The following is a 23,466-nucleotide window of genomic DNA, read 5'->3' on the forward strand; positions in this document are numbered from 1 at the left end:
CTGCTATTAAATTTTCCGATAACAGAGCTTTTTTTTGCTTGGATCTAAATGTTTCATGGTATTATCAAGTGCCGCTAATCCTAATAAGCCTTTTACCGACTCTGCAACATCCTGTTTGCTACTAATATTCCCTATTCGCTCACCATCAAAGAAGAAATAGTTAGACAAATCACTAGGTAGTATCTTATTTATCGTACTATCAATGACTGATTTTCGTATTGTTTCTATTTGACCATCGCTTTCCTTATAGGAAACCTTTATATCAGACTTGTTAGGCCGGACACCTTTATAATCGCACGTATATTCCTGAGTTCTAGTGATTATATATTCCGTATTGTCGTGATTAAGGCATATTTCAACTTCAACAGTTTCATTGTCACCTATATCCATTTCTCTCGATACGTCCATATTTAACAAGAAATCTTTTGTAGTAAATGTCGACGTTCCATATAAAGTCCAATTAAATGCTTGCACTAAGGTAGTTTTGCCGCTTGTATTATCTCCTAAGATTACTGTGACATTCTGTTGATTATCACTAGAAAAGGTCATATTTTGGATACCCTTATACTGTCTAAAATTCTTAAGTTTAATAGACCTTAATAGCATTTCTTAACTTCCTCCTCGATTAACTTTCTAACCTTTTCCACCATTTGTTCGTTTGTGTCTTGTCTAGTTCGTAAGTTTTCTCTCTCGGCTTTTAATATATAAAATTTTAATCTATCCAGCTTTTTTTTATCGATATCAATATCCTCAAGATTTTTAGACATATTCGTCTCCTCCAATAGTCAAAAGATCATAGCTCTCTTCAATCATGTTTATTAATTTATCGGCTTCGGAAGGGTTTTCAGCAATTGAGGCAAAATCTTTCATTCTCGTTATTTCCTTTTTAACGAGGGATATGTCTATTCTTGTCTCATCAGTTGGCAGGTTTTTCACCTGATCTAATGGTCTCGGCAATGTAATGAAATCATAGATGACAGCGTGCGTTTTTCCAATTGATTTTCGTAAAACCCTACCCCTTCGTTGCACATATTCCTTCGGGTTAGTACTACTAGCAAGAATAAAAGCCAATTTTATACTTGGAATGTTTACACCTTCGTCCAGGCATCGGATTGCGACTAAGGCCTGGATATGTTTTCCTTCGGAAAACTCTTCCTTTAATTGCTCTCTTACCTGAGCAGATTCTGCGGAGGTAAACTGCGAGATACGAATATTCATTTTATTTCCTAACAAATCAGACACTGCGTCAATTTGTCGTATTTCGGCTTCGTCAGCAACTCCTTCTTCGTAGCCTAGATCTCGAATTGTAGCTGCCCCGCAATATACTAATATATGTTTGTCTTCTTTGTATGGTTCAATAAACTCTTCAAGTTTAGAGATTTTATAACGAGCTGCCGCTACAATTCTTGCGCGCTTAATAAGTATCATCTTCCCGTATTCATCAATAACTAGTTTTCCGCTAGCACTTTTGCTACAATGTTTGATCAGCTCTCTAGATAACTTCTTATATTCTTCTAACTCTTCGTCACAAAGGTAAACAACCACTGGATGATAATAGTATGGGGTAAGTTTCTCCTCTTTGATGGCCATTTCCAATGTATATTCAATGCATTTTTCACCAAAATACTGAAACAGCTTTTCAGTGCCGTCTTCATCACCATGCCTTTCTAATGTAGCTGACAAGGCTAGCCGATAAGGTATTTTAGGGTTCATTGTTTTACTAAGATTAGCAGCTCCAAAATTGTGAGCTTCATCTACAACAAGTACAACATTTCCATCCATCATATTTATTTGTTGGCGTACATATTCGGAACTGAAAGTGGCATTTGTTGTTATAAAACAGAAATGTTTTTTCACACCAAGGTTAAAAGCGATAGTAGTTTCTTTTAATCTTTTTTTCCAATCTTTTTGAGTAGAAGCAGAATAACCGATAATGGGCTTCATGTTAAACTTGACTATGTCTTCTACCCATTGCTCAACAAGATGTTGGTAAGGACAGACGATAATAACAGCCAGCTCATTCTTACAAGCTTTGAACAACCGGCAGATAGCACCTAGTCCAGTAAAAGTTTTACCGGTTCCTGTTGCCATATCAAAAATCCCTCGAAAGTCTTGCTTTGCCCATTGGTCAATGGCTTCAAGTTGATAAGAGTGTAGATCGACACCTTCCGGGACTTGCGGCCCAGAAGGGGATGTCGCTATGACATACTCTGTCCTACGTTCTTGAATATCGATATTTAAGTCCAACTGATCGTTTTTGTATGATTGAAGCTTTTCACGAGCCAAACGAGGAAACTCGATTGTCTTCATTCTTGGTTCATAGTCATTCCATAAGGCATTAAATGCTGACTGCTTTGTACTTACTCGCTCGGAATCTTCTGTCCAAGAACAGAAGACATCGATTGTCTCATAGTTATGGGAAAAAGCAGTGCTTGTTTCGTTCATAGAGCCAGTAAAGGCAACTACATTACCATCTGCGTCGTGTATCAGCCCGACTTTTTCGTGGTACATTCCTATACCGGACTTGTCTTCAATAAAAGCAATCTTTATATCTAAACGGCCTTGGGCAACAAGAGTAGCTAGTAAATTAAGTCGTTGTTCTTCAAAATAGTTTTTAGGTTCGCTAAATGATTGAATTATTGCTCGTTCTATGATGGCGCTTCGTTCTTCATACCCTTTTTCAATAGCGTCAATATCCTCTTTTTGAAGACGGGGAGAGGCAATTAATTGAATCTTACCCCCATTCTTCAATAATTCGGTTATACCGTATGAGATCTCAATTAATGCAGAAGAAGAGAAAAACCCTACTGCCCTCTGATAAATCACCGCATTTTTTTAATAATGGTAAATAAAAAGTGTTAACAATGTCATCTGAAAATGAGCGATATTCTTTATTTATACTAAGATCTTTAAAACTCACAGCTTCACTTCCTCGCAGCATTGCGTTATCTACACACTATTCTAAAGCAAAAGTAACTGAGACATAAGTACTATTATAAATACAAATGTTGACATTGTTATATACCTTAAGCTACAAATTCGACAAGTGGCCTCTATTTCCTCCATAACCCCGTGTATATAAAATCTATCTGGGATAATAAAAGCGCACCAAGCAAACAGGTGCGCTTATTATACTTGTAGTTTTTGATCAAAACACACAGACACATGGCACGGTGTCATCTTCTGCAGGTATTTCTAGTGAAGCAGCCACTTCTGAAATCTGATCATTTAAACTATCGAGGTAATTCCTATATTCTTTTAATGTATACGGGCTGCCGTCATCTCTTAACTTTAAAATACTCACATCGCCCAGCATTGCTCTCATTTTTTCTTCCATTTCTTCTTGCTCCATGTATCTGTCCGGCCAAATTCGATATAAATCCTTGTAATGATTGAATCCACCTCTTACACATCGCCCCCCGCAATTTGCGTGTGCAAACCCTAACTCATACATTCGGGGAAGTTTAATACCCCATTGCTTCTCAATGATTTCCTTGGCATTGACATCTTTAATATTTGATTCGAACAGAGGAAATCTTGTTTCTACTGGCTCTAAAGCCTGATGTCCGTAAAATTCCTTAAGATTATCTGCACGTTGCTTTTCATGAGCTCCGATACCAAAATATAAGATAGGCTCTAGCCCCTGATCTCTTAGATCTTCGATAAAAATTACAGTTTGTCGTACCTTTAACTCCGACGAGCACTTAGCAAGCCTCGAATTACCCAAAAAGCGTGTTTGCTCAAAAACTTCTTCCGGAGTTCTACCATCTACGTACTCTGTTATAGGAACCCCTATATAGTCGGCTATTTCATACATAAAACGATAATTGTCTTCGTCTTCCCACAATGTATTAGTAAAGAATAGATAGCAATTCTCTTTACCATAGGTTTGTACCATTTGGTATGCAACATAAGCGCTAGCAGCGCCACCACTAAACATCGATACATGTACAGTTTTTCTAGTCATAAGATTATCCCTCTTTACTTAGAGTCTGTTGATTTTCGTTAGCACTGTTTGTATCGGAAATGTCTTGTATTAAGTTCCATAACACCATAAGTAACTCATCTTTAGTGACGGTTCGCCCTGTATACTTGAGCTTTCTACTTATATCATCATAAATTATCTTCGATTTCGACGAGAGGTCTACTTTAGGCAAAACTAAGGAAGCGCCTCCGTCGTTAATTTCAATGTAATTCATGTTATTATCAGGATTTTGCAGGTGACTAAGTTCGTTCCATAGCTCAGTTTGAAAAACTTCATCGGTAGCATCAGACCAATCATTTCTGCTTACGCCAACTATAGCTTGGCTGATGCTATCAACATAATTATCGTCATTTGATACTAAAATACTTGATAATAATTTAGATGTCTTTTTAAGAAGGCTGCTTTGGCTCTCGGTCCAGCTTTGAATATCAGAGTAAGCAGCTAGGTTCATAGTAGAAAGAACCACTGACTCTAGGTATTCATTATGCTTCTCTAAATAATCTTCACTTTCATTTTTGGCAGCTTCAAGTTTCAATTTGTCTTCACCCATGTTCGTGAAACTGTACAGCTGTTGAATAGCCTCTAGAGGTCTCATCTCACTCGATCTAACGATTTGTCTAAACATATTCGATGCAGCAGATTGTTTGTGGGTTACGCGTGCCAAACGTGGTAGAGAGTTATACCAACGCAATAACACTTTACTTAAGTAAACCGCCGTTTGTAGACCTCTGTCTTCGTCGTAAATGTAGGAAGCGAAGCATTCCTCAATCAGCGTTATCAATGGTCCATATCTATCCTCTATAGACTGAAACGCGAACGAGTAGTTCTCAGGATCATGTACCATTTTCCAAAGAGTTGCGCCATCTACAGATTGCATAAACATCCCATTGTTATAAAAAAGCAGGTATTTCCATTCCTTGCCCAATAATGCTGGTAATAGGACTGGTATTACAGGCAATCTCACAGCAAAAGGACTCTCACGGAAAACGGCTACTAAGTCTGCCAAGGGGGCATTTTCTTTTTTTAGTACGTTCAATAAAGATTTGCGTAAATTAAGAAGTGATTTATCCTTCAAGAGATGTGGCCTTATCGGATCAAGTTCATGGTTTTTAAGAACAGTAGCGTAGATCAAGTAATCTGGCCCAAAGCCGGAAATGCTGATTTCCTCACTGTTAGTTTTTATTTTTTCAAGTATTTTATCAATCACTTTATAAGCATTTTTTTCTTGTACTTTGGCTATGAATCTTCTGTTAAAAGCCTCGTTACGGATTTCTGGTGTATCCGGATATAAATCAAACATGATATTTGACAAGTTATTACTTAATGTTCGTTCGTCACTTACGACTAACTGTTCGCCTTTGTATAGCCAAGAAGCATCTGGTGAGAAGTTAATAAAGGGACTTATCTCATCTTTAACACGGTAATGTAAGGATCGTTTCATAAAGTTCAGTTCATCGATTAAAAAACGGTCCTGGATCAGAAATACCTTGTCTTGTTGTAGTTTCTCAATTACGAGCAGTGTTTCAAGATCTTTATAAAAGTGGTTGAAGGTTTGGTTATAGACTACAAATATAACCTTCTCGTGCCTCCTCGAATATGAATCTATCCGTGCCGTCAACGCACCATGTTTTGAAGCATCATCTGAGATGACAAATACAATCTGAAAATCTAAGTTCTTGTTTGATTGAATTGATAATGTTTCCTCGCCTATCTCAGATTCGTCAATAAACTTAACTTGAGCAAACCTAGTTATACTTTTTTCATCGTTATATAACTTAGGTAAGTAGCTCTTAACCTCCAGTAACTGTTCAGCTAGATCTAATTTTTGTTTTACCGAAAAACTTGATGTCACCAATAGATGCTCTATCTCTTTGTTGACATCAACTATACTGCCTTCGTATAAGATAAACCTATCTTCATCGTTAAGGTACCGAATGATTTTTGTTTCATACAATTGATCTAGCAAACCCTGAACTTTCTCTTCGGTAAACATCAAAGAAAATGCCAAGAAATCTCTGCTTAAAATTATCTTAGTATTTAAATTTGTTATATCCCATAAAGTAATTAATTTTAAAATTTTTAACTGATCCTCTAAATCCTCTGATGGAACTAAACGTTTTTGAAGTCTCTTATAGAGTAGATAGCTTCTTTTAACGTTGGATTCATGCTCAAATTCATCAAAAGAAGGCTCGAAGTAGTCAAACAATTTATCTGGAGTGTACCAGTCATTGAACTTATCAAAATGATATCTTAAACCACCCGCATCATTACTCTCTAAGAAAGTAAATAGCGTTCGTTCGTTCTGAGCTACGAGATTGGCCAATTTTGGCATGGAAAATAGACTACTTGGATGTAATGGATACCCCTGTTCTATGATCAAGGATCTCTGTTCAGCGTGCGACAGCTCTGGAAAAAGATTGTATTTAAGCAATCCATCTTGTATATGGTTGCGAAATTGATTTGGATTCCATTGGGCACGCATGTCTTCGGTAACTATATTAGCTATGCGAACAAAGGTTGATTGATCGCTTTCTATATGATGTATCGCGAATCTTTTCTCAATTCGTTGAAACTCTTTCTGCATATCTTCACTTAGGCGGTAAGCATACTGCCTCATGTTTTTATGACTGATCAATAAATAGTTAAAATTGTGATAATCATTATGACTCGCTAACTCCGCTAAGTCCTGTAAATCCTGCATAGCTTCATTAATTTCATTTGGATTCATTGACTGAAGGAATCGACCAAATTCGTCATGCACAACAAATAAACCCTTACCGAGTTTATTGAGCTCATTCAATAGGTACAGTATTTGTGTAACTAATTCTCCTGAATACTTGGGTACAAAATGTGCCCCTGAAGTTAATTCTGGATATATATTCGTAAACCATGTAATTGCCTGATCATCATAACTTTCAACTTGGTTAATCCAAGTCTTTAAATGCTGCTTATTCTCACTCAGTTTCTTTTCAAAAAGAGAATATGTAGCTGGGTAGTTGAGCTCCCACGTCTTTATGGTACCTAAAATCTCCGAAATTAAATTTGGCATAATTATATTCGTGCCGTCGCTCTTCAACGCTTTATATATTGATGAGATTAATGCACGATGCAGATTATGCACGTTACCTTCTAGTATTACAGGAATATAAGAGATTTTAGAATTAGCAACTTTATTGATCAAATTACTAACCTTAGCATCAACCAAATTAAATTTAGCAGAGAGTTTATCTATCGTAGATTGATCTAATTTTTTAGATAAGAGACTAGCGATAACAACACCCATCAGGGATTTCCCAGATCCATAAGGACCTGAAATAATATGAGATTTTGGGCCGTCCTCAATAAATCCTTTAAGAATCTCTTGAAATGGGTTGACGTGAGCAGCAGTAGGAATAAACCTATCCACAAAGTCTGCTTTGCCAAAGTCAAAACGAAGATTTATGCTCGGCTGGAAATTAGCTGACGACTGTTTGCTCAAAATGATTCTCTCCCAACCTTCTGTGATATTCTTCCTGAAGAAAATCATCCGCTGCTACCTTAGGAAGCAGAACAGTGTCTAACCTATTCGTTCTATTGAAATGAATAGGATAAAACTGATGTTCAGAAAGTTTCTCTAGGGCATTTACGACTTCCGAACGCTGCATATTAAAAAAGTTTCCCCCATAAATCTGCCTTCAGCGTTATCTCTTCTACAGAAACATTATCTGTTTCATGCTGCTCCCCATACTTCAGCAAAATGTACAACAAGGATGTAAGCCCTACAGTTTGATATGCCAGCTGATTTTTCATTACAATGTTTGAGTTTTCGCTTGATGTAGATAATAGACCGAGTTTTCCAAGGGGACTTTGAGTTACGTCTTCAGGGTCCTTTATGCTGTTATCTTTTAGGTAAAGGCGGCACAAGCAGTCGACATCACGTTTTAGGGACTTGTCTGAAGTTAGCTGTCCCTCCTTCGCAGCCCAAACTGAGGTTTCAGAAACAATCTCCTCTTTTGTAATTGCTCCCCTTGTAATGATATTAAAGAAACCATGCCACACTATTAAGCGTTCTTTGGAGCCATCCATATTCACTAGTGAATAATGCAGCAAAGATAACGAGTCCGGTAAATCGAGATAGGGATCGTAGGTGTTAATTATCTCCCCGATTTTTGTCAATATATGTACACTTTTGTTTGTTTGATCTTTCTCTTCCTTAGCGATGTTAGTGGCAGTGATCCAAAAACGTAAAGACTGAACCATGTTTTTTCCGAGCCTATTTTTTCAGCGGCATCTTTTTCAAAGAAAAAACGAGGATTTTGTTGTATCATCTTAATGCCCTTACGAAGCCAATTCAATCGCAAATGAAATGTCTCGTGCTGTCCATATTTCATATTCAGCCCTCCATGTAACAATGAGAATATACATTCGCCTATTAACACAATTATAGCACAAAAAAGTTCCTGGATGGAAAGATCCAGGAACTTATAAAAGTAGAGAAGTAAAAATTTTTTTTCAGTAAGTGTGTTGATTCGCTATCAATCGACAGAAATCCTCCATAAACTAATTTCCATATAATTACAATACTATGCTTACGGCACCGTTGAAGCGTCGGTATTGACGGAGCGTCATTCATAAATTTCTCCATAGCGGCGAGTTGTGGATTTCCTAGGCATCAAGCGGTCAATCCCCAAGCCACTTTTTGTGCAAACCAATTCTCAACAAACTAATTCTTATAATCCGTAATAATATAGCGGTACAGCTTTGGATCTACTGCATGCTCCAAGATCAAGTTCATGCAGACAACGGGGGAACCATCGTCCGACATCGTTGTTTGCTGTACTGAACTCGGATCAGGTTTTGCCTTTCCTAAATAATAGAAATCACTACCACCTTCATCATCGTCCTTCTTAACAAAGATTTGAATGTGTAAATCATTTTCATTTGCTTCAACAATTTTTCGAACTTCTTCAGAACGTAATGTCCGTTTACTTCTGGTAAACCATTTCAATGTCGTCGGGGATAAAAACTCGTCCCCATAATTAGTACTTGAGGCAACACTTTCCTTTTTATGATAAGTAACAAAGATCGGACACATATCATTCTTTATCGCATAACCGAATATTGTCCCCTTTTCGTCGTTTTCCCAACCAAGAAGCCTACAGAAATCTTTTCGTGTATATTTTTGATACACAGTCAAAGGCAGCTTAGGATCATACATTCTCGATTTTTCAGCAGCGCTGTCAACAACATCTCGAAATAGCTTTTTGAAAAAATGGTTTGTCGCCAAACTGTGTTTCATTGTTTCATTTAATCTATAGTAGTTGTCCTCGTCCAATGTACAAATTGGAACATTACCATATTTCTCCCGATCAGACGCGACGAAGAAGGACAAATCCATTATTCTCCTTATCGAACTGATTGTTCTTTCGTCCGTTGGGCAATTCAATTCCATTAACTTCGTTACGTATCGGTCATGAGAAACAACGCCTTGGTTAATTAATAAATCAAGTAATACGATCTCGTGTCTTCTTTTGCCGTTCAGAATCTCTTTTGATATCATCTCCATGACTTGTGCTTCGTAATTCGTCAAAGAAGGTACATCTTCTCTTATCCTAAGCAGAAAATGATGATAGCTCTTATGTGTATCAGTAATTACACCAGGATCAATTAAATTATGTTGAATGAAATCGATCAAGAAGGGCATCCGGCCGATTCTGTTTTTTAATTCTTGATACGCCTCTTTTAACTTCTTTAGCTCTGTCAAATTAGTATTGTTAATAGATTTATAGATTTGCTCTTTCGCCACTTCTTCGAAGTTAATGGATGAGAGGCCATTGATGTAACTTGTATCCTTCATTTTTCTTCTAATATTATCTTTGTTTAATGATCTATCCCCGGATAAGGCTATGGGAATTAAATAGTTGTTTTTATAATTCCCGATGAAGTCGATAATCGTGACGAATTCTTTAGCCTTATGCTTTCGTAATCCGCGACCTAACTGTTGAATAAAAACAATGCTCGACTGCGTTTGTCTTAACATGACTACTTGGTTTACCGTCGGAATATCAATGCCTTCGTTAAAGATGTCGACCGTAATAATGTAATCTAAATCGCCATGCTCAAGTTTTTGCACTTGCAACTCTCTTTGTTCGATGGAGTCTTCCCCCGTGAGTGCAACCGTCTCGTAGCCTCTTCCATTCATCTTCACGGATAACTCAATGGCCTCGTCTTTACGGCTGCAGAAAATTAAGCCCTTTACCTTCTGCCCGGAGTACCCGTAATATTCAATTTTTTCGATTAAATGGCTTACCCGTTCTTCCGTCACGAGCTTTGATAAGATCGTTGTATCATCTATAGTTTCGCCATTCAATTCAAGATCCGTAACGCCAAAGTAATGGAATGGACAAAGCATATCCTCTTCCAGCGCTTCCTGCAGTCGGATCTCGTAGGCGACATTATAATTGAATAATTCATAAATATTAAAGTCGTCCGTACGTTCGGGGGTCGCTGTCATACCCATCATAAATTCGGGGGCAAAGTAATCGATGACTCTGCGATATGAAGCCGCCCCTGCCTTATGTACCTCATCGATGAGTATATAATCGAAATCACGAGGATCAAACTGAGATAGTACTTCAGGCTTGGATATCGTTTGTACGGTCGCAAACAAATATTTGGCGCCTATGTGTTTGCCCGTTCCCGACAACAATCCGTATTCATCTGGACTCCCGCTAACCAGCCCTTCGAAGTCCGATTTCGCTTTCAGGAGAATTTGTTCCCTATGTGCGATAAATAGCATTCTCTTAGGATTGAAATTTTTTACGTCAAAGGCAGATAGATAAGTTTTTCCCGTACCTGTAGCCGAAACAATTAACGCTCTCTGATGACCTGCATCCCTTACTTCTTGAATCCCAGCTAAAGCATAATTTTGCATTTTATTCGGGGTAATTGAATTACCAGCACTCTGGTTAGGCAAGTCAATTGGCTCTACTTTAGTTAATTCTTCTTTCATAATTTGCTTAGCAGTATGTTGCACATATAATATCTCGTAGTTCTTTATCCATGTTTCCGTTAATGACTCGGAACGATTCCATATCTCTTCAAACTGATCATTGACTTCTAGAATGAACTTAGTGTTTGCATTTACTGTGAGGCTAACATTCCACTCATAGTTTATTTTTAATGCTTGAGCTGTAAGGTTGGCACTACCAATGATTAAAAAGAAATCATCGTTGTAATCAAAAATATAACCTTTGGAGTGGAACCCTTCGAGATCCGTCAATCGTACTTCTAAATTGTCAATTTTGAGCAACTCACGGAATACTTTTGGATTATTAAAAAATAAATACGTAGAAGTTAACAATTTACCTGCTATTCCTTTGCGCTTTAAATCGATCAAGTGAGATTTCAACATGGCTAATCCACTTTCTGTAACAAAAGCGACGACAAACCTAAAAGCTTGACAGGATGTTAACCCTTCTACCACTGAAGATAATACGTTCTCCTTTGTAATTGGATTATTGATTAATAATTTAGGAGAATACTTCTCAAGAACAGAGTTAATCTGAGGTACAGCCGTGAGGTTAAAGGTCTCGTTAATATGAGTCACTGAGTTGGACACGTGAGGAACTCACTCCAATTGACTAGGATTATTTAATATTAAAAGCAGAAAATAACATTTGACAAGAAAAAAAGAACTGCCCGCAATCGAAGCAAGAAGTTCTTTAGTCTAGAATTATAGGACTGACTTAATAATCTTCTCAACCGCCGGAATATCGGCAGGTGCCCAGTCCAGTAAACCTAATTCGGATCTGGGCAGCCATTGAATAGCAACATGTTCTGTTAACAAAGGACTACCCCCCATTAGGTTGCAGTAATAGGTCGTCAAGTGAACAATCCCGAAATCGTATTCGTGTATGGTAGTCTCTACCCATTCACCAATTTCGATTTCACAATGCATTTCCTCTTTTATTTCCCGATATAGCGCTTCTTGCGGCGTTTCACCTGATTCGATTTTCCCGCCAGGAAACTCCCACTTCAGGGGCAAGGACTTACTTTCGCCCCTTTGCGCGCATAGGATTTTCCCATTTTTCTCGATTACAGCACCGACAACATGGATGTTTTTTTTCATATGGTCCCCCTGCTAAATCTACTACTTGTATCATAATTGCCGATTGTTGTAGGTGCAAGCGAAGTTCCAGTTGTCCTTGACGGCAACTTGGCTACAGTAGTGTTATGGCATACTGGGCTATTAGACATCACTTTATAGTTTGAAAGCAAACATCCACAACCTCATGCGATTGTGGATTTACATGGTGGAGGCGAACCGGGGTGTAGCAAATCCACAATTCGCCGATTATCTATTTCTGATGTGGAAACCGAAAAAAGTCACTGGTTTCTAAACAGTGAGGATTTTTTGATTGCCGCTAAGGTTAAAGCTCGCTTACTTTATTAACTCTTTCAAGCTTTTGAGGGATTGAAGAATATTCGCTTCCTTCTTTTCGCCGAAATATTCAACGGAAATGTAGCCCTTGTAATTGCGTTTTTGCAGCTCGTGGAGCAGAGCCCGATTATCAATGTCGCCATCGAACACGGGAACCGGTATAGTTTTATAAAAATTGTCGTGGTCCCATTTGTAGTTTTTAAGATGCACATGCTCAACCAAAGAATAGACTGTGGGCAATGCCTCCATCTGATCGATTCGCTCCACATTCAGGTTCGCTCCGTCAAAAACAACCTTTACACGGGGATGATTCACTTCACGAACAAGATCCTGTAACGATTCCGTGTTGTCGACAAATGTATCGTAATGAATTTCGATCGCAATGTTGATTTCGTATTGATCGGCCTTGCTCATAACCTTCATCATGTCGCTGACGACTTGCCCCCACTGCTCGGGGGATGCGAGTCTCGAGGATTTATGGCCTACAAATGTGCGTATAAGAGGGCAATTGAGCTGTCTGGCCACATCCAGCAAGTGGTTCAAGGATTTGAATTCCTGCTGCAAATCCCGCTCACCGGAAAAACCGCCTGAAAATGTTGTATATCCGCTAATAGCGGGAACTTCCAGCCCATATTCCTGCAGTTTTGCTTTTAATTTGTCTAAAGGGCCATGTTCCTCCTGGAATCTTTCGATATGACCCATCCACAACTCGATTCCGTCTAATTCCAGCGGCTTCACCCAGTCGAATACTTCCTCTAAGGACCACTCTTTAAAACCGGATGTGCATATGCTTGTTTTCACAACTGGATCCTCCTTTGTCCGACTATGAATGTATTTAGTCAACCAATTTGGGCCGTCCCAGGCACCAGTTGATCTAAATGAGCGCAGAGAGGGAATGTCCGATAGGGAATCCTATTCCGGTCTGCATGGTGTCTTGTCCATCGATAGCCTGGCCATTTCTAAGTAGTTGGTTTGTCGTCCTTGAGGTCAAGCCAGCTGATTTCACCTGGTGTAAGCCGGATAGACGCAGCTTCCATATTGCTTCTAAGCTCCTCCGCGTCGAATGAACCGACAACGCAGCAGGCGGGAAACGGCTGATTTAACACATATGCCAGGGCGATCTGGGGAAGCGTAACGCCCTTCTTCGCGGACAGCGACTTGGCCCGGCGCAGTCTATCCCAGTTTTCTTCACTGTAATAAACCTTTACCATATAGGAATCGGAACGATCCTCCTGCGTGAAGCTGCCGGATAAAAAACCGCGGGCCAGCGCAGACCAGGACAGGAGAGGATGGCCGGTTCCCTGGTGCCAAGAAGAAATGCTTTCGTCTGCGGAGACGCAGCCCGGCCATAACGGTTCAAGCGGCTTGGCCAGGCTTAAATTTATGCTGCTCGCGGCAAATCCTTGCAGCCCGTGCTTGTCCGCATATTCGTTAGCCTCTTCAATTCTTTGCCAGGACCAATTGGAAGTTCCGATCGTTTTGATGTGGCCGGAGGCAATATATTCATTCAGTTTTTCCATAAGCGGACCGACAGGCTGGGAAGGATCGTCCCTGTGCAGCATGTAAATGTCTACATAATCGGTGCCAAGCCGTTCCAGCTGCCCAGAAAATCGCGGGTGATATGCTCGGGGCTTACCCGCCTGCTTTCCTGTTCGGTATGGTGGCAGCCCTTCGTCAGCACAATAACCTGATCGCGATTGCGACGCTGTTGCATCCAGATCCCTACAGCCTTTTCGCTTTCTCCGTTTCCGTAAAACATGGCTGTGTCCAGAACATTGCCGCCAAGGCGAACGTATTCGTCCAGCAGCGGGATCATATCCATCACATTTTGGTCTCGCCTTGAGGTTCCAAAGATTAGGTTGGATAAAGGTTTGTCAAGATTAGATATCGTGATGTATTTCACTTAAGCATCCTCCCCTTGTTCGGGCCCTTTATTTCGCCTGTCTTATGTATCCTACCAATGACGATATTTCCAACGCTGCGCGTTTGATGTGGTCCTTCAGCAGCGAAATTTTCTCCTCGGTAAACCGGATGGAAGGACCGGAAACGGACAAGGCGGCTCTCACTTCCCCGTTAACGTCGAATATCGGCGACGCGACGCAGCCGACTCCTTTCTCGTCATGCGTACTTGCAAACGCTTCCGCGCGAATCGCTGTTAATTCGCTCATCAATCTCATGGATTTCAAGCTATCGTCGATTTTTTTTGAATATGGTGTCTTTAAACTCGTCGTCTTGGTAAGCCAACAAGACATGGCCGCTGGCTCCGTCCCATAATGGAATCGGCTCCCCTATTTTTGCCGAATGGCGAATGGACTCCAAGCCTTCGCTTTGTTCAAAGCAAACGCGATAATCATTTTCCAAAACATAGAGATTTACCGTTTCCTTTATCAGATCGCGCAATTGATCCATAACAGGTTTTGCCGCTTCCCGAATTTTGGTCGATTTTCCGGTAATATAGCCAAGATAATAAAGCCGCTGTCCAAGTTTATACTTCAGGGTGCTGGAATTTTTGGAAATCATCTGATTATGCTCCAGGGTTGCGAGCAGTCTCGTTGTCGTGGATTTTGCTAAATTAATCTGATTGGAAATTTCGGTAAGAGATAGTTCGGGCTGTTCAAGAGAAAAGCAGTTCAAAATATCCAAAGCTCGCTGAACTGTACGTAACGATTCATTTTCTTTATGACTTGTGCCCGGCATTCTTTGATCCACCTCTCTATAAGTTCCATTCAATGGAATTGGTATTTGTTTAATGGTATTTATTTTGGTTTTATCTTACATTTGGCCTCCGGCGTTTTCAAGAGCTATTTTTAAACGAGTTCAAATAAATCCACGAGTAATCTAGAGCAACGCTAATAAGAAACACTTTGGAAATTATTGTTGACAACCTATTTTTTCAACTCTAAAATCGTAATCATATTCCATACAATAGTTTTTTTATTCCACCTATTGTAATTTCAAGGGAGGCTTGTAAGCATGAAGTTGAGAAGCAAGGGGAAATTTTTGAAATGGGGCGTTACGGCTGCTCTTACAGCAAGTTTGGTCTTGCTTGCCGCCTGTGGTGAAAGCGGTTCCAAGAAAAAATATCCGGAGCAATCCATCACAGGCGTAGTCCAGTGGGGAGCGGGCGGTGCGATGGATAACGTATCGAGAGCGATAGCTCCACTTGCCGAAAAAAGTTTAGGGCAGTCAATCGTTATCACGAACAAGCCTGGTGCAACCGGTTCTATAGCCATGCAGTATGTCCATGAAAAAAAGGCGGATGGATACAATCTGCTGTTCTCGGCGGAGAATCCTGCGTTGTACGGTGTGCTGCAAATTTCCAATCAATCCTTCGAGGATTTTTATCCGATTAACATTATGGCCCGCGGCGTTGCCACGGTCGTTGTTCCTAATGACTCGAAATATCAAACAATGAGCGATCTGATTAAGGATACGCAAGCGAATCAGGGTAAAATCAAGATGGGCTCCACCGGTCCCGGCGGCCTTCCGTTCATGGTGACCACGATGATCGAATCGGTTGCCAAAACCAAATTCAACATGGTGCCGTTTGACGGCGAAGGCCCGGGCATGACAGCTTTGCTAGGAAAACATGTTGATGTGCTTGTTGTCGGTTTGACGGCAGCCGCAGAAAACGCGAAAGCCGGGAAAGTCCGTATTCTTGCCGTAGTCAACGACGAGAAGTTAAAAGATTTTCCGGATGTGCCTGCAATTACGGAAGCACTGCCTGAAGTGAAAAAATTCCTTCCGTGGGGACCGTTCTATGGCGTCTGGGTTAAAAAAGATGCGCCGGACGATGTCAAGAAAACCTTGGTCAAAGCGTTCGCGGAAGCCCAAAAAGAGCCGGAATTCCAAGACTTCTTAACGAGAATGGGCGCGGTATCCTTGGGAATTTCAGGCGATGAGGCCGATAAGTTTTGGCGCGACTGGCAATCAACCAGCGCCTGGCTACTCCAGGATGCCGGTGTTGCCAAAGCTAGTCCTGAACAGTTAAACATTCCGAGGAAGAAGTAAACGTATAGTTTCAAAGCCGAAAGAGAGGTTTCTTCCTCTCTTTCGGGCTATTAATTAAGAAATAGGTGAACGAGATGCTTTTAGGTAGAATCATACCTCCAACACTTGTTTGATAAGCCTTGCCGTATTCTACTTATCCCTTAACATAAAGGACCAGAAGGTTACGGACCCTACATCGGCAGCGTTTTTTCCCGGAGTCATTGCGGTGATTATGATCATTTGCTCGATTTTAATCGCCATAAGAGGGCTTCATGACGCCTCTGCCGATGGGAAGGGCCCTGCAGCCGAACACGCTGAAGCAGAAATTGATTCCGACGACGACAACGTTCTGGAGAAGGAAATCATTTCAAAGAAGCAGATCAATCAACGAATTATGCTTTTTATCGGGGCGGTCTTGCTGTTCGCCATTCTGATGAATTATCTGAATTTTTTGATCGTTTCTTTTTTGTTTTTGCTTGTTTCGATGATTTTGCTGAGCAGGCAAAAAATGATCGTGAGCCTGATCGTATCGGTCATTTTCTCCGTAATTTTTTACTACGTTTTTGCTCATGTGTTCCATATTGTGTTTCCTTCGTAAGGAGAGAATAAAATGTTAAATGAAATTTTAACCCCCTTATTAGACATAAAGCTGCTTCTGCTTGTCGCCGTCGGCACGCTTTTCGGTGTACTGAAAGGAGCGCTGCCCGGCCTTTCGGTCACCATGGCCGTTACACTGCTCGTTTCTTTTACTTACACGTGGGATACTATTCCCGCCATTGTACTGATGATCAGCGTTTATTTCGGCGGCGTTTACGGCGGAGCCCGATCCGCTATTTTGCTCAATATTCCGGGCTCTGCGTCTTCCCTGGCGGCGACTTTTGACGGATACCCGCTGACCAAAAGAGGCGAGGCGGGAATGGCCATCGGGATCTCGACGATTTATGCGATCATCGGCGGGCTCATTGGGCTGTTGGTATTGTCGACAACCGCGCCTTACTTGGCGTCGCTTGCGCTAGGCTTCGCGCCGCGGGATTACTTCCTGATCATGTTTCTGGGTCTTCTGCTGGTGGGAAGTTTGAGCACCGATTATATGCCGAAATCGATTTTTTGTCGCGGGAGTGGGCATTATCCTCGGATTGGTAGGAATTGACACCTTAACTGCGGCAGAGCGGTTTACATTTGGAAATCTTGAGCTTAAGAGCGGAATAAACTACATTTCCTGTTTATTGGGTTTGTTCGGGCTGTCTGAAGTTTTAATTCAAATGCATAATCTGGGGAAAAGAAAAGTGGATGTCGTCATCGGAAAACTGTTGCCGCCATTAAACTATTATATAAGATTTCTTCCGCTGACCATCCGGACCGCGATCATCGGCGTCGTCGTCGGTGCCCTTCCAGGAGCCGGCGGCGAGGTGGGCTCCTTGCTGGCCTACGATCATGCGAAACGGACGGTGAAAAAACCGACGCGTCCGTTCGGCAAAGGGGCCTATGAAGGATTGGTCGCTCCGGAAACTGCGGTTATGTCCTCCATCGGCGGCGATATGATCCCTATGCTGACCTTGGGCATACCGGGAGACGCGGTTACCGCGGTCATTATCGGAGCGTTGACCATTCACGGGTTGACTCCGGGCCCGATGCTGCTCGTCGAAACGCCCGAATTGTTCTGGATCATTGTCGGGACAGGAATGGTTTCCTTGTTGTTTGTTGCCTTGTGGGGCTTGTCCGCGCTTTCCTTTTTTGCAAAGGTGATCGCGATTCCGAAGCACATTTTGCTGCCGATTATTATTTTCTTTACCGTTATAGGCTCTTACGGAACCAGCAACAGCGTGACGGATGTATATTGGATGATCGCCTTCGGGGTGGTCGGGTACTTCCTGAAGCTGTATAAATTTCCGCTTGGCCCGATGGTGCTGGGCATTATTTTGGGGCCGCAGATAGACGTGAATTTAAGAAGGGCGATTATTTCGGAGGAAGGAAGCTTACCGGGCTTCTTTACCAGCCTATTTACGCATCCGATCAGTCTTATCTTATCCCTTCTCGTGATTGTGATCCGTCATTACGCAAACCCCTATTTATAAAAAGCTTAAAAACGGGCTGTTTGCGCTGAGAAGCCGCTAAATTGAATGCACCCTTTAAATAGATATAGGAATTCTAATCTATTTTGGGGGTGCTTTTTTCTATGACAATAAAAAAGACAAAAACTTAAAAGAATGAGTGAGAGTCTATGCTGTACGCTGTGGTCTATACCTCTCTGACCGTATTGTATTTATTGAGTGTTTTTATGCCAGCACAACCTCTGAGTTATGCATCGGGAACGCTAGCGGTTGCAGCGCTGCTTATTTCCTCGCTGCGGGCGAGGGGCTTGTATTTTTACACGGGCCTTGTTTTTTTAATAGTCGGGGTTGTCCTTTTTTTATATAACGGACTGCCGCCGGTTCAATTTTTGGTTCAGTTTCAATCGATGCTGGGACTGCTGGGTTTGTTTATGGTGTTGCCTTCTATCAATTGGCTTATTTATATCGGACGCTTCGATAAAACCGTCAAGCAATTGTTCCAAAAGAAAGTAAGCCGTTGGGATCAACTATATGGACGGGGCACGGCCGCATCGCAGCTGCTCGGCAACTTTTTGAACATCGCGACAATACCATTATTGGCCAAAGCTTTGCGTGCTTCGCTCAACGGGCTCTCGGAACCGCAAATCCATCCGTTCCTGAGTCGCTGCTTGCTGCGGTCCTATGCGCTCGCTCTGACCTGGAGCCCGATGGAGGTTATGGTCAGCAAAAGCATTGATATCACGGGCGCCAAGTTTCTGGTCATTTTCCCGATTATGCTCGGGTTAACGGTGATTGTGGTTTTTGTTGACGTTAAACTATCTTCTTTTCGTTATAGGACGATTGCTTATTTGCCGAAATTTGAACTGCAGGAGTCCGACGCGAAAAACACTAACTGAAAATTATGCTGCTCGCTCTTTTTTTTGTTGTTTTTTATAGGGATTTTATCCGCGGTGCAAATGGCGCTTCATTTAAGCTTTCTTCTTTCCGTTGTGCTGGTTCTGCCCTTTTACGCAGCCGTCTGGTCGCAATTACTTAAAAAAAGAAAACGATATTTTATGTTATTGACAAAAAGTTGGAAAAAACATACATCGGGGCTTTCCAATTACTTCTTTATGTTTCTAAGCGCCGGACTTTTTGTGAATATGCTGTCCGAAACCGGCTGGCTCCTCATGCTGGAAAGCTTTTTCCGTGAATACATAAATGCGCCCTCGGTTTTTTATCTTTTAACGGCAGCCTTTTTTCTATTGATGTCTTTAATCGGGTTTCATCCTTTAATCGCCATTTCCCTTTTTTCCGAAATTATTTATTCCATGCTGAATGAAATAGCGATCGTACCCTTTACGATTGTGCTGATTACTTGCAGTTTGTCGACCGTTATGTACAGCCCCTTTAATCTGTCCGTATCTTTACTTTCCGACGAGCTGAAGATAAATCCTTATAAAATATCAAGCTGGAATATCGGCTTCGCCGTTTTCAATATTATGGTAAGCATTTACGCTGCGCTGCTGATTCATTCTATGTTTTATTAGGCCGGCTGCTGAAATAAATTTTTCTGGCGACGGACGGTTAGCTGATACATGGTTCGGATCGGACCAACGGTCCGCTATACTATTACAATCCGGACATCGCGACAGCGTACTAGAGTAAAAAGCGTTACTGGCAGTTATGTTGAAAAAATTCTTGTTTACTCCAAACATATTGAAGTCATCTTAAATTTTTAAAGCACTGCTCCAGGAGATAAAGAAAAACCACAACCTCACGTGGTTATGGTCTCTCATGGTAGAGGCGAGGAGCGTCGAACCCCTGTCCAAAGTGATCGATAGAATCGATTTTCATCAGGTTTACAAAGGAAGTGATCAAACCCCAGTCCGCTTCTTCTGATTGTTCGGCTTCTTCTTGATCTGGCTTTTCATCTTTTTCGTGTCTGTGCTGAAGTGGTCCTGTCTTGCCCCACCTTGCTTCTGCGCCTGCTTCTTCTTCTCCAGCATCGCTTTCATGGCATCCGCCAGGCTTACTTTCTTGAGCACTGGTTGTTCCTCGGTGCCCGGTTTATTGTTATCTTCCATCATGAATCACCCCAAAATTTTACTTGAACCATCCCTTGTCTTTGAAACGGGTAATGGCTTCGATCCGGTTGCTGACACCCAACTTATCAAGGATAACAGAGATATAATTCCTCACTGTGCCCGTTGTAAGATACAATTGCCCGGCGATTTCCTTTGTATTCTTGCCGTCGGCGATGAGTCCCAATACTTCCGTCTCCCGCTCCGTCAGAGGATTTTCGTCACCGTATGCGCCATCCACCAGCTCCGACGCATAGATGCGCCGGCCGTCCATGATGCTGCGGATCGCCCCGGCTAGCTCCTCACTCGGGCTGTCTTTTAACAAATATCCGTGTGCTCCTGCCTTCACAGCCCGCTCAAAATACCCCGTCCGAGCAAATGTCGTCAATATCATGACCTTGCACCCGAAACCTTTTAACGCCTCGGCTGCATCCAGTCCGCTCTTCCGCGGCATCTCGATATCCATGATGACGATGTCCGGCTTATGCAAGTGTACCAATTTCACAGCATCCTCGCCGTTGCTTGCTGTGCCGACGACCTTCATATCCTCTTCAAGGTCAAGCAGGGACGCAAGAGCGCCGAGCAGCATCCGCTGGTCCTCTGCAATCACGATTCGAATCATATCCCTGCCTCCTTTTCCTGTGATCTGAAGACGTTCGGTACCTTCATCCTAATTATCGTCCCAATCTCCGAAATAATTTGCATACTCCCGTTCACGAATTCCAGACGCTCTCTAATTCCCCTCAGCCCATGGCCTCTCGAGTACATGGATTCTCCGCCCATCCCGATCCCATTGTCCTTCACAGTCACAATAAGATCAGTCGAAGAAGGCTCGATCACAATCGAACAGGCGGTAGCGCTGCTGTGTTTGACGATGTTCGTAACAGCTTCCTTCACGCACATACTCAGCACATTTTCCGTCATCAGGGAGGTGTCCGCCAGCTTAGGGTCCCCTTCCAAGGTGAAATCGATCTGAGCGGCTTTCAGGATCTGCGAGATACGGAACATTTCATCTTCCAGCCTCGTGCCACGCATTTCAGTGACCAGTTCACGAACTTCCTTCAGTGCGGTTCTGGCGGTCTGGCGGACTTCGTCTATCTCGATCTGGCTTGTGCCGGATCTTTACCGATTAATTTCCCGGCGAGATCGCTTTTTAAACCGATTAAAGACAGCTTCTGACCGAGGGTGTCGTGCAGATCCCGGGCAATTCTTTGGCGTTCTTCGAGCTTGACGAGCTCGGAAATTTTTTTTGTTGGCATCCTCCAGCTGGCCCTGCAGCTTTTCTCTCTTGTTCCGGTTATAGGTCGTGACGGGAAGGAGAATAACCGCAATCAGGCTGACCAGCACAAAAGGCAGCTGCGACACGAACACCGGGTTCTTGGAAATAAAGCCCCAGTTAATCGTCACAACCGTGCCGACAATATGAATGGTATACAACGTGATAAATCCGGCTTTATGCTGAATGTTCCCGATGAAGAACGCCAAGAACAGAGCGAAGTACACATAGCCGAACATTAGGGTCATGGCGATCGAGATCACGATTTGCAGACTCGTCCAGAAGTAGATCAGCCACCCTTTGGAGACAAAGGACAGCACATAGCAAATAAAGAAAGTAATGATCATGACAATGCCGACAACCACCTCGTTAGTGGACGACGACCGGAATATAAAATAGAACGGAAGGATGTAGAAAACCACCCATACATACGGGCTTAGGCCCGTGCTTCTGTGAAAAATCTGATACCACTTCTGCATAGCCGCCCACCCTTCTCGCTGATACCCTTCATTGTATATGAAAATAATTGAAAAAGGCAGGGTTTCTTCCCCCTGCCGGCGTGCGTTATATATTGGATTCTACTTTGCCTGGTACACGCTCGATGTCTCTAAAGCCGACAAACGCTTTGTTGCGCTCGTCCCACAGACGGAAACGAAGCGACTTCAGGCTGCCGCGAATCGTGATCGTCGTTGCTTGATGGAGTGGCGGCGTCGCGTTGTGCGCCTTCTCCAGGTTATAATTCGGAACCTTCGGGCTTAAGTGATGCACATGATGGAATCCGATATTGCCGGTGATCCACTGCAGCAGCTTGGGAAGCTTATAGTACGAACTTCCGTCGACCGCCGCTTTTACGTAACTCCACTCGTCTTCATTTTCAAAATAGGAATCCTCAAACTGATGCTGTACATAGAACAGCCAAATGCCCATCAGACCGGACACGAAGAAGATCGGACCTTGAACCATCAGAAAAGCCTGCCAGCCGATTGCCCAAATCATTACCGCATACAGAGCGACGATGGAGACATTGGTGATGTAAGTGTTGATGCGCTCTTTGCGCTTCGCCCCTTTGCGGTTGAACCGGTATTGGAAAAGAAATACGAATATCGGTCCCACTCCGAACATCATGAGCGGATTGCGGTAAATGCGGTAAGCGAGTCGGCGCCACACGGAAGCCTCGGCGTATTCGTCCACCGTCAGAACCCACATATCTCCTACGCCCCGTTTGTCGAGGTTGCTGCTTGTTGCATGATGAACCGAATGGCTATATTTCCACTGCCGGTAAGGAACGAGTGTCAGGACGCCGGTTATGGTGCCCAGTATATCGTTAGCCAAGCGGCTTCGGAAGAACGATTGATGACAGCAGTCATGGAAAAGGATAAAAGTCCGCACGACAAACCCTGCGGTTACGATCGAGATGGGGATTGTCAGCCAGTAGGATACGTCAAGGCTCAAATAGGCGGCATACCATAATACGAATAACGGTACGACAGTGTTGATAATCTGTCTGATACTCGCTTTGGTGTCGGTTTTTTCATAAGGGGAGACATTCTTTTTCAGTTCTGAGATGTTGTTGGCGTGGGTCATTGGATGTTTCCTCCTCAAAATGACGCGCAGACTACGTTGTCGAACTTAGACGCAGCTTTCTAACTTAACTATAGAAGAAGCGTACTGTTCAATGT

Annotated in this window: 21 protein-coding genes and 2 pseudogenes; 6 read left to right on the forward strand and 17 right to left on the reverse strand. The window is 42.4% G+C overall.

Annotation, left to right across the window (positions count from 1 at the left end):
* Nucleotides 1-6: 6 nt before the first annotated feature.
* The 13 genes and pseudogenes from SD71_RS21760 to SD71_RS01120 form a co-directional block, all read right to left on the reverse strand.
* Nucleotides 7-606: an AAA family ATPase gene (locus SD71_RS21760; RefSeq protein ID WP_052475827.1), complete on the reverse strand. Its 600-nt coding sequence runs from the start codon at nt 604-606 to the stop codon at nt 7-9.
* Nucleotides 597-767, reverse strand: coding sequence for a hypothetical protein (locus tag SD71_RS24120; protein WP_165418303.1), 171 nt, complete (start codon nt 765-767; stop codon nt 597-599). The genes SD71_RS21760 and SD71_RS24120 overlap by 10 nt, the downstream gene beginning before the upstream one ends.
* A complete protein-coding gene (locus SD71_RS01070; protein WP_200889535.1) occupies nt 760-2,826 on the reverse strand; it encodes a DEAD/DEAH box helicase family protein in 2,067 nt (688 codons plus the stop codon). Before SD71_RS01070 ends, SD71_RS24120 begins: the two co-directional genes overlap by 8 nt.
* A gap of 322 nt (nt 2,827-3,148) precedes the next feature.
* A complete protein-coding gene (locus SD71_RS01075; protein WP_041058526.1) occupies nt 3,149-3,967 on the reverse strand; it encodes an adenine nucleotide alpha hydrolase family protein in 819 nt (272 codons plus the stop codon).
* Between the two features lie 4 nt (nt 3,968-3,971).
* The gene (locus SD71_RS01080; RefSeq protein WP_041058529.1) at nt 3,972-7,463 is read right to left on the reverse strand and encodes a hypothetical protein; all 3,492 of its coding nucleotides are present in this window, start codon (nt 7,461-7,463) and stop codon (nt 3,972-3,974) included.
* 167 nt (nt 7,464-7,630) lie between these two features.
* Nucleotides 7,631-8,224 (reverse strand): DUF4007 family protein, encoded by a 594-nt coding sequence (locus SD71_RS01090; RefSeq protein ID WP_082033964.1) that lies wholly within the window; start codon nt 8,222-8,224, stop codon nt 7,631-7,633.
* Nucleotides 8,137-8,355, reverse strand: coding sequence for a DUF4007 family protein (locus SD71_RS26105; protein WP_041058539.1), 219 nt, complete (start codon nt 8,353-8,355; stop codon nt 8,137-8,139). Before SD71_RS26105 ends, SD71_RS01090 begins: the two co-directional genes overlap by 88 nt.
* A 332-nt stretch (nt 8,356-8,687) precedes the next feature.
* Entirely contained in the window at nt 8,688-11,564 is a 2,877-nt protein-coding gene (locus SD71_RS01100; protein WP_041059625.1) for a DEAD/DEAH box helicase, read from the reverse strand.
* A gap of 135 nt (nt 11,565-11,699) precedes the next feature.
* Nucleotides 11,700-12,095 (reverse strand): (deoxy)nucleoside triphosphate pyrophosphohydrolase, encoded by a 396-nt coding sequence (locus SD71_RS01105; RefSeq protein ID WP_041058542.1) that lies wholly within the window; start codon nt 12,093-12,095, stop codon nt 11,700-11,702.
* Between the two features lie 312 nt (nt 12,096-12,407).
* Nucleotides 12,408-13,208: a sugar phosphate isomerase/epimerase family protein gene (locus SD71_RS01110; RefSeq protein WP_041058546.1), complete on the reverse strand. Its 801-nt coding sequence runs from the start codon at nt 13,206-13,208 to the stop codon at nt 12,408-12,410.
* Nucleotides 13,209-13,366: 158 nt separating this feature from the next.
* A pseudogene (locus SD71_RS01115) lies at nt 13,367-14,310 on the reverse strand (aldo/keto reductase).
* Nucleotides 14,311-14,338: 28 nt separating this feature from the next.
* Entirely contained in the window at nt 14,339-14,575 is a 237-nt protein-coding gene (locus SD71_RS24540) for an IclR family transcriptional regulator domain-containing protein (protein ID WP_235426947.1), read from the reverse strand.
* 19 nt (nt 14,576-14,594) lie between these two features.
* A complete protein-coding gene (locus tag SD71_RS01120) occupies nt 14,595-15,104 on the reverse strand; it encodes an IclR family transcriptional regulator (protein WP_235426948.1) in 510 nt (169 codons plus the stop codon).
* A 276-nt stretch (nt 15,105-15,380) separates the two neighbouring features.
* Here SD71_RS01120 and SD71_RS01125 point away from each other — a divergent pair, with 276 nt between their 5' ends.
* The 6 genes from SD71_RS01125 to SD71_RS21770 all read left to right on the forward strand — a co-directional run bounded on the left by SD71_RS01125 (nt 15,381) and on the right by SD71_RS21770 (nt 19,977).
* A complete protein-coding gene (locus SD71_RS01125) occupies nt 15,381-16,418 on the forward strand; it encodes a Bug family tripartite tricarboxylate transporter substrate binding protein (protein WP_052475829.1) in 1,038 nt (345 codons plus the stop codon).
* A 109-nt stretch (nt 16,419-16,527) separates the two neighbouring features.
* Entirely contained in the window at nt 16,528-16,995 is a 468-nt protein-coding gene (locus tag SD71_RS01130) for a tripartite tricarboxylate transporter TctB family protein (RefSeq protein ID WP_082033965.1), read from the forward strand.
* Nucleotides 16,996-17,007: 12 nt separating this feature from the next.
* Nucleotides 17,008-17,547, forward strand: coding sequence for a tripartite tricarboxylate transporter permease (locus SD71_RS25380; protein WP_200889536.1), 540 nt, complete (start codon nt 17,008-17,010; stop codon nt 17,545-17,547).
* Nucleotides 17,516-18,472, forward strand: coding sequence for a tripartite tricarboxylate transporter permease (locus tag SD71_RS24545; protein ID WP_268747697.1), 957 nt, complete (start codon nt 17,516-17,518; stop codon nt 18,470-18,472). Before SD71_RS25380 ends, SD71_RS24545 begins: the two co-directional genes overlap by 32 nt.
* A gap of 203 nt (nt 18,473-18,675) precedes the next feature.
* Nucleotides 18,676-19,344 (forward strand): hypothetical protein, encoded by a 669-nt coding sequence (locus SD71_RS21765; RefSeq protein ID WP_152619302.1) that lies wholly within the window; start codon nt 18,676-18,678, stop codon nt 19,342-19,344.
* Nucleotides 19,345-19,503: 159 nt separating this feature from the next.
* Nucleotides 19,504-19,977 (forward strand): hypothetical protein, encoded by a 474-nt coding sequence (locus SD71_RS21770; protein ID WP_152619303.1) that lies wholly within the window; start codon nt 19,504-19,506, stop codon nt 19,975-19,977.
* A gap of 327 nt (nt 19,978-20,304) precedes the next feature.
* Here SD71_RS21770 and SD71_RS01145 read toward each other — a convergent pair whose 3' ends face one another.
* The 4 genes and pseudogenes from SD71_RS01145 to SD71_RS01160 all read right to left on the reverse strand — a co-directional run bounded on the left by SD71_RS01145 (nt 20,305) and on the right by SD71_RS01160 (nt 23,371).
* A complete protein-coding gene (locus tag SD71_RS01145) occupies nt 20,305-20,517 on the reverse strand; it encodes a hypothetical protein (protein WP_326998676.1) in 213 nt (70 codons plus the stop codon).
* A gap of 16 nt (nt 20,518-20,533) precedes the next feature.
* Nucleotides 20,534-21,133, reverse strand: coding sequence for a response regulator transcription factor (locus tag SD71_RS01150; protein WP_041058555.1), 600 nt, complete (start codon nt 21,131-21,133; stop codon nt 20,534-20,536).
* Nucleotides 21,130-22,266 (reverse strand): annotated as a pseudogene (locus tag SD71_RS01155) (sensor histidine kinase). Before SD71_RS01155 ends, SD71_RS01150 begins: the two are co-directional and overlap by 4 nt.
* A gap of 85 nt (nt 22,267-22,351) precedes the next feature.
* Entirely contained in the window at nt 22,352-23,371 is a 1,020-nt protein-coding gene (locus SD71_RS01160) for a fatty acid desaturase (protein ID WP_041058559.1), read from the reverse strand.
* Nucleotides 23,372-23,466 lie beyond the last annotated feature (95 nt).

This window comes from Cohnella kolymensis (assembly GCF_000829465.1).
Lineage (GTDB): Bacteria > Bacillota > Bacilli > Paenibacillales > Paenibacillaceae > Cohnella > Cohnella kolymensis.

Bases quoted from the DNA above. Each gene is read 5' to 3' on its own strand.
- SD71_RS21760 (WP_052475827.1), bottom strand. From the start codon at position 606: ATGCTATTAAGGTCTATTAAACTTAAGAATTTTAGACAGTATAAGGGT.
- SD71_RS24120 (WP_165418303.1), bottom strand. From the start codon at position 767: ATGTCTAAAAATCTTGAGGATATTGATATCGATAAAAAAAAGCTGGAT.
- SD71_RS01075 (WP_041058526.1), bottom strand. From the start codon at position 3,967: ATGACTAGAAAAACTGTACATGTATCGATGTTTAGTGGTGGCGCTGCT.
- SD71_RS01090 (WP_082033964.1), bottom strand. From the start codon at position 8,224: ATGGTTCAGTCTTTACGTTTTTGGATCACTGCCACTAACATCGCTAAG.
- SD71_RS26105 (WP_041058539.1), bottom strand. From the start codon at position 8,355: ATGAAATATGGACAGCACGAGACATTTCATTTGCGATTGAATTGGCTT.
- SD71_RS01105 (WP_041058542.1), bottom strand. From the start codon at position 12,095: ATGAAAAAAAACATCCATGTTGTCGGTGCTGTAATCGAGAAAAATGGG.
- SD71_RS24540 (WP_235426947.1), bottom strand. From the start codon at position 14,575: ATGAGCGAATTAACAGCGATTCGCGCGGAAGCGTTTGCAAGTACGCAT.
- SD71_RS01120 (WP_235426948.1), bottom strand. From the start codon at position 15,104: ATGCCGGGCACAAGTCATAAAGAAAATGAATCGTTACGTACAGTTCAG.
- SD71_RS01125 (WP_052475829.1), top strand. From the start codon at position 15,381: ATGAAGTTGAGAAGCAAGGGGAAATTTTTGAAATGGGGCGTTACGGCT.
- SD71_RS25380 (WP_200889536.1), top strand. From the start codon at position 17,008: ATGTTAAATGAAATTTTAACCCCCTTATTAGACATAAAGCTGCTTCTG.
- SD71_RS21765 (WP_152619302.1), top strand. From the start codon at position 18,676: ATGCCAGCACAACCTCTGAGTTATGCATCGGGAACGCTAGCGGTTGCA.
- SD71_RS21770 (WP_152619303.1), top strand. From the start codon at position 19,504: ATGTTATTGACAAAAAGTTGGAAAAAACATACATCGGGGCTTTCCAAT.
- SD71_RS01145 (WP_326998676.1), bottom strand. From the start codon at position 20,517: ATGATGGAAGATAACAATAAACCGGGCACCGAGGAACAACCAGTGCTC.
- SD71_RS01150 (WP_041058555.1), bottom strand. From the start codon at position 21,133: ATGATTCGAATCGTGATTGCAGAGGACCAGCGGATGCTGCTCGGCGCT.
- SD71_RS01160 (WP_041058559.1), bottom strand. From the start codon at position 23,371: ATGACCCACGCCAACAACATCTCAGAACTGAAAAAGAATGTCTCCCCT.